The 16,203-nt window shown below is 51.5% G+C and carries 17 protein-coding genes; 1 reads left to right on the top strand and 16 read right to left on the bottom strand.

What is annotated here, in order from left to right; all coding sequences use genetic code 11:
- Positions 1 to 10: 10 nt before the first annotated feature.
- The 10 genes from pepB to trmJ form a co-directional block, all read right to left on the bottom strand.
- A complete protein-coding gene (gene pepB, locus ACYP03_RS09370) occupies positions 11 to 1,300 on the bottom strand; it encodes an aminopeptidase PepB (protein WP_459779369.1) in 1,290 nt (429 codons plus the stop codon).
- Positions 1,301 to 1,702: 402 nt separating this feature from the next.
- Positions 1,703 to 1,903, bottom strand: coding sequence for a Fe-S cluster assembly protein IscX (gene iscX, locus ACYP03_RS09365; protein WP_248141209.1), 201 nt, complete (start codon positions 1,901 to 1,903; stop codon positions 1,703 to 1,705).
- A gap of 86 nt (positions 1,904 to 1,989) precedes the next feature.
- Positions 1,990 to 2,328 carry an ISC system 2Fe-2S type ferredoxin gene (gene fdx, locus ACYP03_RS09360; RefSeq protein WP_036751536.1) on the bottom strand — a complete coding sequence of 113 codons (339 nt, stop codon included), beginning with the start codon at positions 2,326 to 2,328 and terminating at the stop codon, positions 1,990 to 1,992.
- 2 nt (positions 2,329 to 2,330) lie between these two features.
- A complete protein-coding gene (gene hscA, locus ACYP03_RS09355) occupies positions 2,331 to 4,184 on the bottom strand; it encodes a Fe-S protein assembly chaperone HscA (RefSeq protein ID WP_459779367.1) in 1,854 nt (617 codons plus the stop codon).
- A 42-nt stretch (positions 4,185 to 4,226) separates the two neighbouring features.
- Positions 4,227 to 4,742, bottom strand: coding sequence for a co-chaperone HscB (hscB, locus tag ACYP03_RS09350; protein WP_459779366.1), 516 nt, complete (start codon positions 4,740 to 4,742; stop codon positions 4,227 to 4,229).
- An 81-nt stretch (positions 4,743 to 4,823) separates the two neighbouring features.
- Positions 4,824 to 5,147, bottom strand: coding sequence for an iron-sulfur cluster assembly protein IscA (iscA, locus tag ACYP03_RS09345; RefSeq protein WP_248141212.1), 324 nt, complete (start codon positions 5,145 to 5,147; stop codon positions 4,824 to 4,826).
- A 20-nt stretch (positions 5,148 to 5,167) separates the two neighbouring features.
- Complete coding sequence (gene iscU / locus ACYP03_RS09340; protein WP_036751529.1) at positions 5,168 to 5,554, bottom strand: Fe-S cluster assembly scaffold IscU; 387 nt, start codon at positions 5,552 to 5,554, stop codon at positions 5,168 to 5,170.
- A 32-nt stretch (positions 5,555 to 5,586) separates the two neighbouring features.
- Positions 5,587 to 6,801: an IscS subfamily cysteine desulfurase gene (locus ACYP03_RS09335; RefSeq protein ID WP_248141213.1), complete on the bottom strand. Its 1,215-nt coding sequence runs from the start codon at positions 6,799 to 6,801 to the stop codon at positions 5,587 to 5,589.
- A gap of 31 nt (positions 6,802 to 6,832) precedes the next feature.
- On the bottom strand, positions 6,833 to 7,339 hold the full coding sequence (gene iscR / locus ACYP03_RS09330) for a Fe-S cluster assembly transcriptional regulator IscR (RefSeq protein ID WP_248141214.1): 507 nt from the start codon (positions 7,337 to 7,339) through the stop codon (positions 6,833 to 6,835).
- A gap of 110 nt (positions 7,340 to 7,449) precedes the next feature.
- Entirely contained in the window at positions 7,450 to 8,181 is a 732-nt protein-coding gene (gene trmJ, locus ACYP03_RS09325; RefSeq protein WP_248141215.1) for a tRNA (cytosine(32)/uridine(32)-2'-O)-methyltransferase TrmJ, read from the bottom strand.
- Positions 8,182 to 8,371: 190 nt separating this feature from the next.
- Between trmJ and suhB the strand changes: the two genes are divergently transcribed.
- On the top strand, positions 8,372 to 9,172 hold the full coding sequence (gene suhB / locus ACYP03_RS09320) for an inositol-1-monophosphatase (RefSeq protein WP_248141216.1): 801 nt from the start codon (positions 8,372 to 8,374) through the stop codon (positions 9,170 to 9,172).
- A gap of 106 nt (positions 9,173 to 9,278) precedes the next feature.
- Here suhB and secF read toward each other — a convergent pair whose 3' ends face one another.
- From secF to ACYP03_RS09290, 6 genes are all read right to left on the bottom strand, one after another.
- Positions 9,279 to 10,226: a protein translocase subunit SecF gene (secF, locus tag ACYP03_RS09315; RefSeq protein WP_248141217.1), complete on the bottom strand. Its 948-nt coding sequence runs from the start codon at positions 10,224 to 10,226 to the stop codon at positions 9,279 to 9,281.
- Positions 10,227 to 10,238: 12 nt separating this feature from the next.
- Entirely contained in the window at positions 10,239 to 12,083 is a 1,845-nt protein-coding gene (gene secD / locus ACYP03_RS09310; protein ID WP_459779360.1) for a protein translocase subunit SecD, read from the bottom strand.
- A gap of 25 nt (positions 12,084 to 12,108) precedes the next feature.
- Positions 12,109 to 12,444: a preprotein translocase subunit YajC gene (gene yajC / locus ACYP03_RS09305; protein WP_036751515.1), complete on the bottom strand. Its 336-nt coding sequence runs from the start codon at positions 12,442 to 12,444 to the stop codon at positions 12,109 to 12,111.
- A 21-nt stretch (positions 12,445 to 12,465) separates the two neighbouring features.
- Positions 12,466 to 13,593 (bottom strand): tRNA guanosine(34) transglycosylase Tgt, encoded by a 1,128-nt coding sequence (gene tgt, locus ACYP03_RS09300; protein ID WP_248141219.1) that lies wholly within the window; start codon positions 13,591 to 13,593, stop codon positions 12,466 to 12,468.
- Between the two features lie 203 nt (positions 13,594 to 13,796).
- Positions 13,797 to 14,849 (bottom strand): tRNA preQ1(34) S-adenosylmethionine ribosyltransferase-isomerase QueA, encoded by a 1,053-nt coding sequence (gene queA / locus ACYP03_RS09295; protein ID WP_459779357.1) that lies wholly within the window; start codon positions 14,847 to 14,849, stop codon positions 13,797 to 13,799.
- A gap of 94 nt (positions 14,850 to 14,943) precedes the next feature.
- Positions 14,944 to 16,050: a S1 family serine peptidase gene (locus ACYP03_RS09290; RefSeq protein WP_459779439.1), complete on the bottom strand. Its 1,107-nt coding sequence runs from the start codon at positions 16,048 to 16,050 to the stop codon at positions 14,944 to 14,946.
- Positions 16,051 to 16,203 lie beyond the last annotated feature (153 nt).

Genomic DNA, 16,203 nt, shown 5'->3' with positions numbered 1-16,203 from the left:
AAGCGCGGAATTAAATATCCTGAGCCAGAAGGTTCGCCAGGGTCCGGACACCCACTCCGGTCGCTCCCACACCCCACTTATCACTGGCTGACTTGCGGTAAGTCGCGCTGCAGTCAATGTGGAGCCAGCCTTTTTTGTAGTCTTCCACGAAGTAAGACAGGAAGGCGGCTGCCGTGCTGGCACCCGGCATAAAGTCGCCGGTCGAGATGTTCGCCAGATCAGCAAAGCCAGATGGCATCATACGGCGATGGTGCTCTCCCAGCGGCAGTGGCCACATCCCTTCATGCTCTTCACTGGCAGCGATCAGCGCTTTCTGCGCCATGCTGTGATCGAAGCTGAACAGAGCGTGATAATCGTTACCCAGCGCATTTTTCGCCGCACCCGTCAGGGTTGCACAATCAACGATCAGGCTTGGCTTCTGTGCGCTGGCATAAATCAGACCATCGGCAAGTACCAGACGTCCTTCGGCATCGGTATTGAGAATTTCGACCGTTTTGCCGTTTTTATAAGTGATGATATCACCCAGCTTGAATGCACGGCCTGAAACCATGTTTTCCGCACAGCACAGGATCAGCTTGATGCGTTTTTGCACGCCACGGGCAATTGCCAGCGCCAGACCACCGGTAGCCATCGCAGAACCACCCATGTCAGCTTTCATCGCCGCCATGCCATCAGAAGGTTTAATGCTGTAACCGCCTGAGTCAAACGTAATCCCTTTCCCCACCAGGCAGGCAAAAACAGGCGCTGCATCATCACCGGTTGGGTTGTAGTCCAGAATCAGCATGGCCGGAGAGCGCTCAGAACCACGGCCGACGGTATGGATGCCAACCCAGCCTTCATCCAGCAGATCATTGCCTTTCATGACTTTGTAGGTCACGTGATCCGGTGCCAACGATTTAATGAACTCACCCGCACGGTTTGCCAGATGCGACGGATTTACAACCTCAGCACTCTGATTAATGATATCGCGAACCCAGTTAGTTGCGGTCAGGCGTGCCTGCAGTTCAGCTTCTTCCGCTTCTTCCAGCGCTGGCCAGGTAACGTTGTTGCCCGGCTTGGCATTCCGGTGGCCCTGAATAAAGGCCCAGACGGTTTCCAAATCCCAGTCATCGCCGCTCAGGCTGACTTGCTTGATGCCTTGTCCGTCCAGCGTGCGACCCGCGCGCTGAATTGTATTGAGAACATCATCATTGGTAATGTGAATTTGAACACCGTCAGCAGTGTATGACACCAGGGCATTCTCGCCCCACTGTTCTGCAGCAGCGTCTTCAGTCAGGAAGACTGACATAGTGGCAGACATGAAAAACTCCTTGAATATTTTCCCGCTGAGCGTTCACCACTCAGGGGCGCATGCTTATGACTTCAGAGCAACTGGCTCTGAATGATCTGCGTTACGATTGAGCAGACTTTCTCCGCAGACCTCATCCGCCAGACCTGTTCCGTTTTGGTCACACGAATGATCCCAATCATGGGGGCAGTCTGACAAGATACAAGAGAAGCAATGCGAAAATACAACAAAGCGGACCTGAAAGGGTATCTGTTCAACCCTGGGGTCCGCCATTATAGCTATGGTCATTGCAGACACTTTTCCGGCCTGCACTGACAAAAATAAGCGATTGCTTTACCTTGCCGTTAAAGTGACAAATAAACAAGACATTTGGGGCAAGATTAAGAGAATGATCGACTATTGTTGCAAATGCAATCAGTCCATCTCTTCCATCCAGCACATTTGTACCGCTTCCAGCACTTTTTCCCCGCAGTGCGCAGGATCGTCATCAAATTCATCTAACGCCAGAATCCAGTCACGTAAATCAACAAAATGAATCTGTTGCGGATCAACATCCGGATGTGTATCGATCAGTGCGAGGGCAATTTCTCTTGAATCGATCCATTTCAGTCCCATGATTCACCTGCATTAACTGATGGATAAAAGAAAGGAAGTACATAGAGTGTAGCAAGCCCGCTGCCGGACGACAGCGGGCGAATGGATCAGTGGTTTTCGCTGGCCAGGTTGATGGTATAACGAGGAATTTCTACCACCAGGTCTTCATCAGCCACTTTCGCCTGACAACCCAGACGAGACTCAGGCTCAAGTCCCCAGGCTTTGTCCAGCATGTCATCTTCCTGCTCTTCACTCTCTTCCAGAGAATCAAAACCTTCCCGGATGATAACGTGACAAGTTGTACAAGCACAGGATTTCTCACAGGCATGCTCAATGCCAATGCCGTTTCGCAGCGCAACGTCCAGCACAGTTTCGCCGGTTTCAGCTTCCAGCACAGCACCTTCAGGGCAAAGTTCTACATGGGGTAGTACAACAATTTTAGGCATGCCTAAACCTCATCAATCGAATGACCGGCCAGTGCCTCGCGAATGGATTTATCCATCCGGCGCGCAGCAAATTCCTGGCTCGCTTTATCTGTTTTCTTAATACCGGCTTCAATCGCACGCGGGTCATCCCCCTGACGTAATTGAACCAGCTCCATCATGACAGCTTCCAGTGCATCACGCTCAGCTTTCGACAACAGTTGGTCACCGTCGGCAGCCAGCGCAGAGATCAATCCCTCAAGAACACGGTCCGCTTCAACCCGCTGCTCGGCCAGTGCCCGCGCATCTTTATCTTCCCGTGCGTGAGCCATGGAATCACGGATCATACTGGTGATTTCGTTATCCGTCAGGCCATATGAAGGTTTCACCTGAATCGACGACTGAACGCCAGAGCTTTTCTCCATCGCCGTGACTGACAGCAATCCATCCGCATCCACCTGATAGGTAACACGAACATGAGCTGCACCGGCAGCCATCGCCGGGATACCACGCAGTGTAAAGCGGGCCAGAGAACGGCAATCTGCCACCATCTCACGTTCACCCTGAACAACATGAACAGACATCGCAGTCTGGCCATCTTTGAACGTGGTGAATTCCTGAGCACGGGCAACCGGAATCGTGGTATTACGCGGAATAATTTTTTCAATCATACCGCCCATGGTTTCAATCCCCAGAGACAACGGGATCACGTCCAGCAGCAGCATTTCAGAATCAGGTTTGTTCCCCGCCAGAATGTCGGCCTGAATGGCTGCACCAATCGCGACCACTTTATCCGGGTCAATTGAGGTCAGCGGCGTTTTGCCGAAGAAGTCTCCGACCAGATCACGGACCAGCGGTACACGGGTTGAACCACCAACCATCACGGTTTCAATCACTTCATCCAGTTCAATACCGGCATCTTTCACGGCCCGGCGACAAGACATCAGCGTCTTTTTCACAAGAGGCTGAATCAGAGCATCAAACTCAGTACGGGTAATTGTTCCCTGCCAGCCCAGCACCTCGATCTCTGTACTGTCATGATCGGTCAGCGCAATCTTGGCTGCAGTTGACACATCGTGCAGTGCACGACGCTCAGAGGCGGTCAGTGCCTCACTATGGCCGCTCTGTGCCAGAATCCAGTCCGCCAGCAGGTGGTCAAAATCATCGCCGCCCAGTGCTGTATCACCGCCGGTCGCCAGAACCTCAAACACGCCTTTCGACAAGCGGAGAATCGAGATATCAAAAGTTCCGCCGCCCAGGTCGTAAACCGCAATCACCCCTTCCTGGCCCGAATCCAAACCATAGGCAATCGCCGCAGCCGTCGGCTCATTCAGCAGTCGTAAAACTTTCAGATCAGCCAGTGCTGCTGCATCTTTGGTCCCCGCACGCTGCGCGTCATCAAAGTAAGCCGGAACCGTAATAACAACCCCTTCCAGATCGCCACCCAGCGTTGCTTTCGCACGTTCACTCAGGTGTTTCAGGATCTCAGCAGAGACCTGAACCGGGTTTACCTTCCCGCGACGGGTCACCAGTTGCGGCAAACCAGATTCTGAAGCCTCAAACTGATATGGCAAATTCGGATAACGTTGCCGGATATCTTCCAGTGAACGTCCCATCATCCGTTTCACGGAAATAATGGTGTTCGACGGGTCCTGTTGTGCCAGTTCTCTGGCAGTTTCACCGACGCGAATAACCTGCTCGTCATAGTGAACAACAGAGGGCAGAATCGACTTGCCTTGTTCATCCGGCAGCGTCTCAGCAACGCCGCTGCGTACGGCAGCAACAAGGGAGTTGGTAGTACCCAGATCAATCCCCACCGCCAGTTTATGTTCATGCGGTGCAGCACTTTGACCGGGTTCAGCAATCTGTAACAGTGCCATTATCCATCCTGTGGGCTTTAAGTGGGTAATGTTTCATAGAAATCAGTCGAACAGCGTTTCTTCCAGACGCTCGACTTCATGGCGCAGCTTATCAATAAATTTCAGTTTTCTGACTGCATCAGCGGCAGGTTCCCATTCACCGGCTTCCAACAGCTGTTGCAATTCAGCAAGCTGGGCTTTTTGTAAACTCACAGCCTGCTGATCAAATTCAAACAGAGCGGCATGTGGATCATCTGAATCAGGAATCTCTTCCAGCGCCTCGCGCAGCTCCATCTGTTGCATCAGAAACTCTGGGTCCTGCAACGTTTGCTGCTCGGCGCGAATATCCACACCATTTTCAGCCAGCATATATTCAGCGCGGCTGACCGGATTTTTCAGGGTCTGGAAAGCATCATTGATCTGTGCAGCTTTCTGAACCGACATCAGGCGGTCACGCTCAGAAGCGGTCGCAAAATTATCCGGGTGGAAACGGCGCTGCAATTCACGGAAGCGAGTGGCAAGAAGGCTACCGTCCAATTCAAACTGGAAAGGTAGCCCGAAGAGTTCGAAATGATTCATATGGCGTCTGATATCGGTTTACAAGCAAAAGGCGCGGTGCAGAATGTCCGCGCCCAGGCAATGCCTTGATCTCAGCAAATGTTAGACGTTGAAGCTTTCACCACAACCACACTCGCTGGAGACATTCGGGTTGTTGAATTTGAAGCCTTCATTCAAACCTTCTTTGGCGAAATCCAGCTCAGTGCCTTCGAGGTACACCAGACTTTTGGCATCGACGATAATTTTAACGCCGTTTTGCTCAAACACCTGATCACCTTCGTCAAGCTCATCAACAAACTCAAGGACATAGGCCATACCAGAGCATCCTGAGGTACGAACACCCAGACGCAGGCCAATGCCTTTGCCTCGATTTTCCAGAAAAGCCGACACACGGTCCGCTGCCGCTTCAGTGATGGTAATGGCCATAAACAACAACCCTTATTTCATTAATTGCTTGGATGTTTCTTTTTGTAATCGCTGACTGCTGCCTTGATAGCGTCCTCAGCCAGAATCGAGCAGTGTACCTTCACAGGAGGCAGTTCCAGCTCTTCTGCAATGGCAGAGTTTTTAATCGCTGCAGCTTCGTCCAGGGTCTTCCCTTTCACCCACTCGGTAATCAGTGAGCTGGACGCGATTGCAGAGCCGCAACCGTAAGTTTTAAAGCGTGCATCCTCAATGATACCTTCATCAGAGACCTTGATTTGCAGCTTCATCACGTCGCCACAGGCTGGTGCACCGACCATACCGCTACCGACGTTTTTGTCATTCTTGTCAAATGAGCCCACGTTACGCGGGTTCTCATAATGATCAATTACTTTGTCACTATATGCCATGGTAGTTTCCTCGAATTCGTGCAGACGGCAACTTAGTGGTGCGCCCACTCAACTGTGTTCAGATCGATTCCCTCTTTGTACATATCCCAAAGCGGTGACATCTCACGCAGTTTTTCGACTGCGGTACGGATTTGCGAAATTGCGTAGTCTACTTCTTCCGCCGTTGTGAATCGACCGAAAGAGAAACGGATTGAGCTGTGAGCCAGTTCATCATCCAGACCCAGTGCACGCAGCACATAAGAAGGCTCCAGACTTGCCGAAGTACAGGCAGAACCGGAAGAAACAGCCAGATCTTTCAGCGCCATCAGCAGTGACTCACCTTCAACAAAAGCAAAGCTGATATTCAGGTTGTTTGGCAGACGCTGCTCAAGGTCACCGTTCACCGTCATGGCTTCGATATCTTTCACGCCTTCCAGCAGACGGTTACGCAGTGCCAGCGCATGCTGACGGTCTTGTTCCATTTCTTCTTTCGCGATACGGAACGCTTCGCCCATACCCACGATTTGGTGCGTTGCCAGAGTACCAGAACGCATACCACGCTCATGACCACCACCGTGCATTTGAGCTTCCAGGCGGATACGCGGCTTACGGCGAACATACAGTGCGCCAATGCCTTTCGGGCCGTAAATCTTGTGTGCAGACAGTGAAATCAGGTCAACTTTCATTTCCTGAACGTCGATTGGCAGCTTACCTGCAGACTGGGCAGCATCCACGTGGAAAATCACGCCATTTTCACGACACATTTCACCAATCGCAGTGATGTCCTGAATCACACCAATTTCGTTGTTCACATGCATGATTGAAACAAGAATCGTGTCTTCACGCATTGCATCACGCAGCTTAGCCAGGTCAATCAGGCCGTTCGATTCAGGTTCCAGATAGGTAACTTCGAAGCCTTCACGCTCCAGTTGGCGGCAAGGATCCAGTACCGCTTTGTGCTCGGTTTTGCAGGTAATGATGTGCTTCCCTTTCTTCGCATAGAAGTGGGCCACACCTTTAATCGCCAAGTTATCAGATTCCGTCGCGCCTGAAGTAAATACAATCTCACGTGGATCGGCATTCAGCAGGTCAGCCACTTGCTCACGGGCTGTATCGACTGCTTCTTCGGCCTGCCAGCCAAAACGGTGTGAACGGGAGGCCGGGTTACCGAAGTTTCCGTCCATGGTCAGGCATTGCATCATTTTTTCAGCAACACGTGGGTCTGCAGGGCAAGTAGCGGAATAATCAAAATATATTGGCAGTTTCATCTTCATCTCCAAAAACACGGGCCGCTGGGCGCTAGGAGCGAACATCGACACCTATAGTGGCGCTGTCGTGTGTATTCTTATGTCCAAAAGACGACTTCTGAAGGCGTTGTTCCTGACGGTCTGAAATCTCGAGTACGTCATTGTCCTGCATCAGTTCACCCAGGGTGATATTGTTCAGGAAATCACTGATACGGGTGCTGAGATCATGCCAGAGCGTATGAGTCAGGCAACGGACGCCTCCCTGACAGTCTCCTTTACCATGGCATTTCATGGCATCGACAGACTCGTCAACGGCAGCAATCACAGTCCCGACTGCAATCTGGTTCGCATCATCACCCAAACGATAACCACCGCCGGGACCGCGGACACTCGCAACCAGACCGGCTTTACGCAAGCGAGCAAATAACTGCTCCAAATAAGACAGTGAAATCCCCTGACGTTCTGAAATATCAGCCAGAGGGACTGGACCTTCCTGAGAATGCAGAGCGACGTCTAACATGGCCGTCACTGCATACCGTCCTTTTGATGTCAATCTCATAACACACCGCTACCAACTCGAATCTATGGCAGCAGTGTCGCATACCTGACTAAAATGGTCAAGTATATACCTGAGTAAATTAGTCAGGTTTTATCCTGTTCATTCACAAACTATTTCTTCAATCCGGCAAGTGATTTTTGTACAGAAGACAAGATGCCGCGCAGGATATTCAGCTCCTGCTCTTCTGGTCTGGCGCGCACGAAAAGGCGACGAAGTTTGGCCATGACCATGCCGGATCGATTACTGATGAACTGCGTCTGTTCCATGACATCATTCAGATGATCAAAGAAGCGCTCAAGTTCCTCTGTTCTCGGGTATTCTGGCTGAGCTTCGGCCGGAAAAGCCTGAGCCTCTTTATCCAGATAAGCCATGCGTACTTCATAACTGATTGTCTGAACCGCCATCGCCAGATTCAGTGAACTGTATTCTGGGTTAGCAGGAATATACACATGACAATGACATTTTTGCAGCTCTTCATTGGTCAGACCAATACGTTCACGGCCAAACAGCAAAGCAACCGGCCGAGACGCGGCTTCCTGAACAGCCTTAACACCACACTCTCGCGGGTTCAGTTGGGGCCATTCTAAAGTACGGGAACGCGCACTGGAACCAACCACCAAACCACAGTCAGCAATTGCTTCATCCAGGCTGTTCACAATACGGGCGTTCTCAACGATATCCGCAGCACCGGCAGCCAGCGCAATGGCCTGGCCATCAATTTCGCAGGCCGGTTCCACGAGAACCAATTCACTCAGGCCCATCACTTTCATGGCGCGAGCCGCCGAACCAATATTGCCTGAATGGGATGTGCCCACCAGCACCACGCGAATTTGATCTAACATGAGAGCGTGTTTTCCAACTCCGATTCCAAAACCGGGGGATTCTAGCACAGCCTGTCATAAAGTGGGGAAAACATTGTAAAAGAGGCTGAGCTTTCAATGCCCGGACAAAAAATAACCACTTCCTTTTTGTACAGGCTCTGATATACTCGCCGCCGCTTTTTAGTTCTTTAACATCCGTTGGGAAGATCCTATGCATCCGATGCTAAATATCGCGATCCGTGCTGTGCGTAAAGCCGGTGACCATGTCGCTAAGTCTTTAGAAAAACCACAAGGCATTGAAGTCAGTAAAAAAGGCAACGACGTTGTCACCAATATCGACAAAGAAGCAGAAGCTATCATTATCGATACGATTCTGAAGTCTTATCCTGATCACTGCATCGTCGGTGCAGAGTCCGGCACAAAGGAAGGCCGTGACAAAGAATGTCAATGGATCATCGACCCGGTGGATGGCACTCAAAACTTCGTTCGCGGCTTACCGCACTTTGCGATTTCTGTTGCGCTGCGTATGCGCGGCCGTACTGAAATTGCCGCTGTATACGATCCTTCCCGTAACGAACTGTTCACTGCAACCCGTGGTTCTGGCGCACAGCTGAACAACCAGCGCATCCGTGCTTCTCAGCCACGTAACCTGACTGGTACGATTCTGGCGACCAGCCTGCCTTTCGCTGCAAAACAGCACGCGGAAAGCTTCGCAAAAATCCAGCAAGCTATGTTTGTTGATTGTGACGACATGCGTCAGTCTGGTTCAACTTCACTGGATCTGTGCTACCTGGCAGCCGGCCGTGTTGACGGCGTATTCAAGCTGGGTCAGAAGCCTTGGGAAATGGCGGCTGGTGAACTGATTGCCCGCGAAGCCGGCGCAATTTGCACCGACTTCACCGGTAACACCAATTACCTGACTTCGGGCAACATTGTTGCGGGTAACGTTCGTGTCGTGAAACCAATCCTGACCAAAATCCGTGAACACGGCAGTGAAGCACTGAATAAATAAGTCTGACACTGACATACAAAAAAGCCCCGGCAAGAATGCCGGGGCTTTTTTTATGCTTCAACTTCAGCCATCACGACAACCCGAACATGCCAGGCCATCGGATTCATTAAGGCATCGCGTCGAATTCTTCGCCTTCTTTTTCCACTTTTGGTGGCATCAGGTGCTCACGGGTAATTCCCAGTTTCAGCGCCAGTGCAGAAGCCACGTAGATGGAAGAATAAGTACCGACCGTAATACCAATCAGCAATGCTGTTGCAAAGCCATGGATCATGGTGCCGCCTTTCAGGAACAGGGCAATCACCACGAACAATGTCGTGCCGGAAGTGATCAGGGTACGGCTTAAAGTCTGAGTGATCGAATTGTTCATCACTTCTGACGGACCGCCCTTGCGCATCTTCCGGAAGTTCTCACGAATCCGGTCAAAGACAACGATGGTATCGTTGAGTGAGTAACCGACAACCGTCAGCAAGGCCGCCACAATTGTCAGGTCCACTTCAATCTGCATCAGTGAGAAAATACCAATTGTGATGATCACATCGTGAGCCAGTGCCAGAACCGCACCAGCTGCAAGACGCCATTCAAAACGAATCGATACATACAAAAGAATACAGATCAGCGACACCAGAATTGCCAGGCCACCCGCTTCGGCCAGCTCATCGCCCACATTCGGGCCAACAAATTCAATCCGGCGCATTTCAACATTCTGGTGCGTCCCGTTACGCAACGCATCCAGCACCTGGTTGCCCAGTGTTTCACCGGCCACACCATCACGCGGCTGAAGACGGACCATGACATCACGGGCCGTACCGAAGTTCTGCACAATAGCATCATCGAAGCCAGCGGATTCCAGCGACGTCCGGATCTTGCCCAGATCGGCCGGCTGTTCAAAGCCCACTTCAATCAGGGTTCCGCCGGTAAAGTCCAGCCCCCAGTTCATCCCTTTGGTGACCACCACGCCAATTGACGCAATGATCATGACCGCAGACAGAACGAAGGCCAGTTTCGACCAACGCATAAAGTCGATCACTTTATCCGCTTTCAAGATTTGAAACATGTCAGCGTCTCCTTAGATCGACAGCTTATCGATACGTTTACCGCCATACAGCAGGTTCACCAGCATCCGGGTGCCTACAATGGCTGTAAACATAGAGGTCAGAATACCGATCGACAGGGTCACGGCGAAGCCTTTAATGGCGCCAGTCCCCACAGCGAACAGAATAATCGCGGTGATCAGTGTGGTGATATTGGCATCTGCAATTGTGCTGAATGCATTCGCATAACCCTGCTGAATTGCCTGCTGCGGGCTGCGGCCTTCGCGAATTTCTTCCCGGATCCGCTCAAAAATCAGCACGTTCGCATCTACCGCCATACCGACCGTCAGGACAATACCGGCAATTCCCGGCAACGTCATGGTCGCCCCCGGAATCATCGACATCACGCCAATAATCAGCACCAGGTTCATGGCCAGTGCCAGGTTGGCGATCAGGCCGAACTTACGGTAATAAAGCAGAGTAAACAACATGACGGCAACCATACCCCAAATACAGGCTTGGATACCCATGTCGATATTTTGCTGACCCATAGACGGGCCGATCGTGCGCTCTTCCACAATGGAAATAGGTGCAATCAGGGCACCGGCACGCAGTAACAGCGCCAGGTTATGCGCTTCCGCCTGAGTATCAATTCCGGTAATCCGGAAATTACGGCCCAGTGCAGTCTGAATCGTCGCTTGGTTGATGACTTCTTCATGTTTCTCCAGAATCACTTTCCCTTCCGGAGAACGCTTGCCGCTGTCTTTATATTCAATAAACAGCGTCGCCATCAGCTTGCCCACGTTACTGCGTGAGAAAGCCGTCATCTTGTTCCCACCTTCACTATCCAGCGAGATGTTGACCTGCGGACGACCATACTCATCATTGCTGGAGCTGGCATCCGTAATGTGTGAACCTTCCAGAATCACTCGTTTTTTCAGCACAACAGGATTACCGTCACGGGAACGCTTCACTTCACTGCCCGGCGGAACACGGCCGGAAGCAGCCGCGGCCAGATCGGCACTGCCGTCCACTTCGCGGAATTCCAGTGTTGCCGTGGCACCCAGAATTTCTTTCGCGCGCGCTGTATCCTGAACACCCGGCAGCTCAACCACAATACGGTTTGCACCCTGACGCTGAACTAATGGTTCAGCCACACCCAGCTCATTCACACGGTTACGCAGAATGGTAATGTTCTGAGCCACGGCATAATTACGGATTTCCTGCATGCGGGCTTCACTGAAGCTGGCTTTCAATGCGAAGCCGCTGCCTTCAATGAACAGCATGTCCGGATGTAATTTCGAGAGTTCTCGTTTGGCCTGCTGAACTTGCTCGTCGTTACGCAGACGAATTTCGACACCATTGTCTTTGATGCTGATTGCGCGGTAACGAATGCGGGCTTCACGAAGCTCAGAACGGAAAGTGTCTTCCTGCTGACTCAGCAGTTTTTCCATGGCAGCATCCATATCCACTTCCATCAGGAAGTGCACACCGCCACGCAGGTCCAGGCCAAGTTTCATTGGCGTGGCACCCAGGCTTTCCAGCCACTGCGGTGTTGATGGTGCCAGGTTCAGCGCAACAACATAGTTGTCGCCGAGAAATTGATTCAGTAAATCGCGGGCACTGATTTGAGTCTCAGTGTCTTTGAAGCGGACCAGAATAGCCCCGTTTTCGAATGCGACAGATTTATAGGAGAGATTATCTTGATTAAGTTGCTCGGTCACCGTATCCAGCGTGGACATCTCTACCGAGGCGCCACGCGCCCCGGAGATTTGGATCGCTGGATCTTCACCGAACACATTGGGAAGCGCATAAAGCAAACCGATCAGCAGTGCGAACACCACCATCAGGTTCTTCCACAAGGGATACCGGTTTAACACTGAGAAGATCCTTCAAAGCCATAAATTACAAAGATTTCATGGTGCCTTTTGGTAGCACGGCAGAAACAAAATCCTTTTTGATCGTAACTTCAGTTGTGTCGTTCAGCGCGATCACAATGTAGTCATTTTCTTCTGAAACTTTCGTGATCTTGCCGACCAGACCGCCGTTTGTCAGAACTTCATCACCTTTACCCATCGAGGCCATCAGGTTCTTATGCTCTTTCACCCGTTTCGCCTGCGGACGGTAAATCATAAAGTAGAAAATAACCGCAAACAGGGCCAGCATGATGAACAGCTGCATGCCGCCACCTTGTGGTGCACCTTCGGCAGCTGCGTGTGCCTGAGAAATAAAAAGACTCATTTATTCACGTCCTCGTTATAGTTAAACGTCTTTCAATGGTGGAACTTCGCGGTTCCGGCGCGTGTAGAACTCTTCTACAAATGCGTCGAAACGATCTTCTTCAATCGCCTGACGAATGCTTTCCATCAAACGCTGATAGTAACGTAAGTTATGGATTGTATTAAGGCGTGCACCCAAAATTTCATTACATTTATCCAGGTGATACAGGTACGCCTTCGAGTAGTTGCGACAAGTGTAACAGTCACAGTGCGGATCCAGTGGGCTTGTATCCGTTTTATGTTTCGCATTACGGATCTTGATCACACCGCCCGTAACAAACAGATGGCCGTTTCGTGCGTTACGGGTTGGCATCACACAGTCAAACATGTCGATACCGCGGCGAACACCTTCAACCAGATCTTCCGGTTTACCCACACCCATCAGGTAACGAGGCTTATCTTCCGGCAGTTGCGGACAGGTGTGTTCCAGCACACGGTGCATGTCTTCTTTCGGTTCACCCACAGCCAGACCACCGACTGCATAGCCGTCAAAGCCGATTTCGGTCAGACCTTTCACTGAAACATCACGCAGGTCTTCGTAAACGCTTCCCTGCACAATGCCGAACAGGGCATTTTTGTTTTCCAGTTTATCGAAATGGTTGCGGCTGCGTTTCGCCCAGCGCAGAGACATTTCCATCGATTGCTTGGCTTCATCATGCGTTGCCGGGTAAGGCGTACATTCGTCAAAGATCATGACGATATCGGAGCCCAGGTCATACTGGATTTCCATGGATTTCTCTGCATCCATGAAAATCTTGTCGCCGTTCACCGGATTACGGAAATGTACACCTTCTTCGGTGATCTTACGGATATCACCCAGGCTGAAGACCTGAAAACCGCCTGAATCGGTCAGAATCGGGCCCTGCCACTGCATAAAGTCATGCAGGTCGCCGTGCAGTTTCATCACTTCCTGACCCGGGCGCAGCCACAGGTGGAACGTGTTGCCCAGCAGAATTTGTGCGCCGGTCTCTTTCACTTCTTCCGGCGTCATGCCCTTCACGGTGCCGTAAGTACCCACAGGCATAAAGGCCGGCGTTTCAACCGTGCCACGTTCAAAGACCAGACGGCCGCGACGTGCACGCCCCTGGGTTTTATCTAATTCAAATTTCACAAAGCCTCCAAAAGCCAGAGAAACAGTCTGACATTCAGGTCAGTTGACCCAAGATAAATGCACAAGGCCATCGCCTGATGCACTGTGATCTCAGCGAGATCGCAAACTGTCCGGCCAAAAGCCAGACAGTGAATTCATTAAAAAGTTCGGATTTTCCGGTTATCAGGCACCAAACTGTGCCCTACAGCCGGAAATTTGCCCGCTTATGCCTGACGGCGACGGATAAACATCGAATCGCCATAGCTGAAGAAACGATATTTTTGCGCCACTGCCTGCTGATAAGCGTTCATCGTGTGCTCATAACCGGCAAAGGCGCTCACCAGCATGATCAGCGTCGATTCCGGTAAGTGGAAGTTGGTAATCAGCACATCCACCAGCTGGAACTCATAACCAGGGAAAATAAAGATATCGGTGTCACCGAAGAAAGGAACCAGCTCAGTCCCTTTTTTCAGGGCATCCTGCGCAGCACTTTCCAGTGAACGAACCGACGTCGTCCCGACAGCAATGACACGTCCGCCACGCGCTCGGGTGGCTTTAATCGCATCGACCACGTCCTGCGGCACTTCAACGTACTCAGCATGCATGTGGTGATCGTGAATATTATCGACGCGAACCGGCTGGAAAGTTCCGGCACCAACATGCAGGGTCACGAAAGCAAACTCAACGCCTTTCGCCTTGATATCTGCCAGCAGCTGATCATCAAAGTGCAGTCCGGCTGTTGGCGCTGCAACTGCACCCGGTTTTGCGTTATAAACCGTCTGATAACGTTCTTTATCCGCGTCCTCATCCGGACGGTCAATATAAGGCGGCAGCGGCATGTGTCCGACCGTCTCCAGAATCTCCAGAACCGTCAGCTCACTGTTGAAACGAATTTCAAACAAAGCATCGTGGCGCGCGACCATTTCGGCTTCGAACTCATCGTTCTCACCCAGCAGCAGCTGAGTGCCCGGCTTCGGAGCTTTAGATGCACGGACATGCGCCAGAATGCGCTTGTCATCTAACAATCGCTCGACCAGCACTTCCAGCTTACCGCCGCTGGCTTTCCGGCCAAACATACGGGCAGGGATAACCCGGGTATTGTTAAAGACCAGCAAGTCACCTGGCTGCACCAGATCCAACACATTTTTAAACGACTGATGCTGTACATCACCGCTGTTTCCGTCCAGATGCAGCAGACGGCTCGCAGAGCGTTCAGGTTGCGGGTAACGCGCAATCAATTCGTCGGGAAGGTCAAAGTGAAAATCTGAAACTTGCATTTTTTAGGCCCTAAATTACAGCAGGCAGCTAGTATAGGCTGCCACACTGCAATATCAAGCCCGCTGAAATGGGATGAAATGATTTCCGTCCGGCTCAGACACGAAAACGCCGGATAGCCAGCCACAACAGAGCAAATAATGTGAGCCATGAAAGACTGCCCCCACTGTCGCTGCTACTGTTTGTCCGGGTACCAAAATCTTCCAGCCCGGCTTTACTGTAATCCTGCAAAAAAGGATTTACCGCAAACACTGAAGCCGGAGCGGGGTTGAAACGACTGCCCAAGACAGAGCCGATCCAATCGAGATAGGTCGACACCTGGGTGTACACTCCCGGCAGATTCCCCGCGCATCCTTCCCCAAAACTGACCAGCCCCACCAAGCGAAGACCAAAATCCGAATCACTGCTCGCCTGGGGATCCTGCCAAACCAGAGGCCCGCCAGAGTCACCAAAGCAACTGTCCCGGTACAGCTCCGGCGATGGCGGTCCGGCACAGACAAACAGACTGTAAACCTGCGGATAAACCGTGCTGCCCCATAACGCATCACAGCTCCTGTCCGGCACGCCGGACAGCAAAGTCTGATTCAGAGACATGACGCCTTTTTCGCTCTTGGGAAAATCACTGCCCCAGCCGCTGACCAGCAAATTGGCGGGACGTACTCCGTTGACCACCCAGGTACTGACAAACTCAGCATCGGCCCGACGCTGTGTTGCAACCGTTGCAATTCGGATGGGTATTGCTCTTGGGGGTAAACTGATCGCCAGACGCAGGATAGCAATGTCGTTATTGAAATTACTGCTGTTATAACTGGGATGCACAATAACGGCACTCACAGGGGCAAGATTCTGATTGCCCGCATCTTCTAATGACGTGATCCCGGCCCATACCCGGACATGCATAGGTGTCGCCACCCGCCCGGCATTCACCATACAATGTGCAGCGGTCAGTACTGTTTCCTGATCAATGACCACACCTCCGCACTGGTATGCTTCAGTGCCGTTCTCTGAAAAGTCGATTCTCACAAAAGCCTGCCAGGGCAATTCTCCCGGTTGCGTAAGAATACCGCCAATAATCCGGGCTGTTGCCTGAGGCGCCTGTTCATTCGGTGTACCCGATTCTTCATCCTGCGCATGCACTGATAACGAAGCAAACATGAAGAAACAACTGAGATAAAACAGGCAGATAGCGACAGGGGCCTTCATCACTACATCCCCTTCTGAAAGACAGTGGGTTAATTATAAAGCCCGCCGAAATTCAGCATTTGTTGCATAACTGATAATCAGGGTTAAAGTTGCGACCCCCTTTGCAGCACCGCAGGTGAGACTGAGCAGAAGGGGAAAAGGTGAAGACTGAAC

The sequence above is a fragment of the Photobacterium sp. R1 genome (assembly GCF_054600795.1).
The sequence above is the reverse complement of the archived record's forward strand: the minus strand, read 5'-3'. Positions and strand labels throughout refer to the sequence as shown.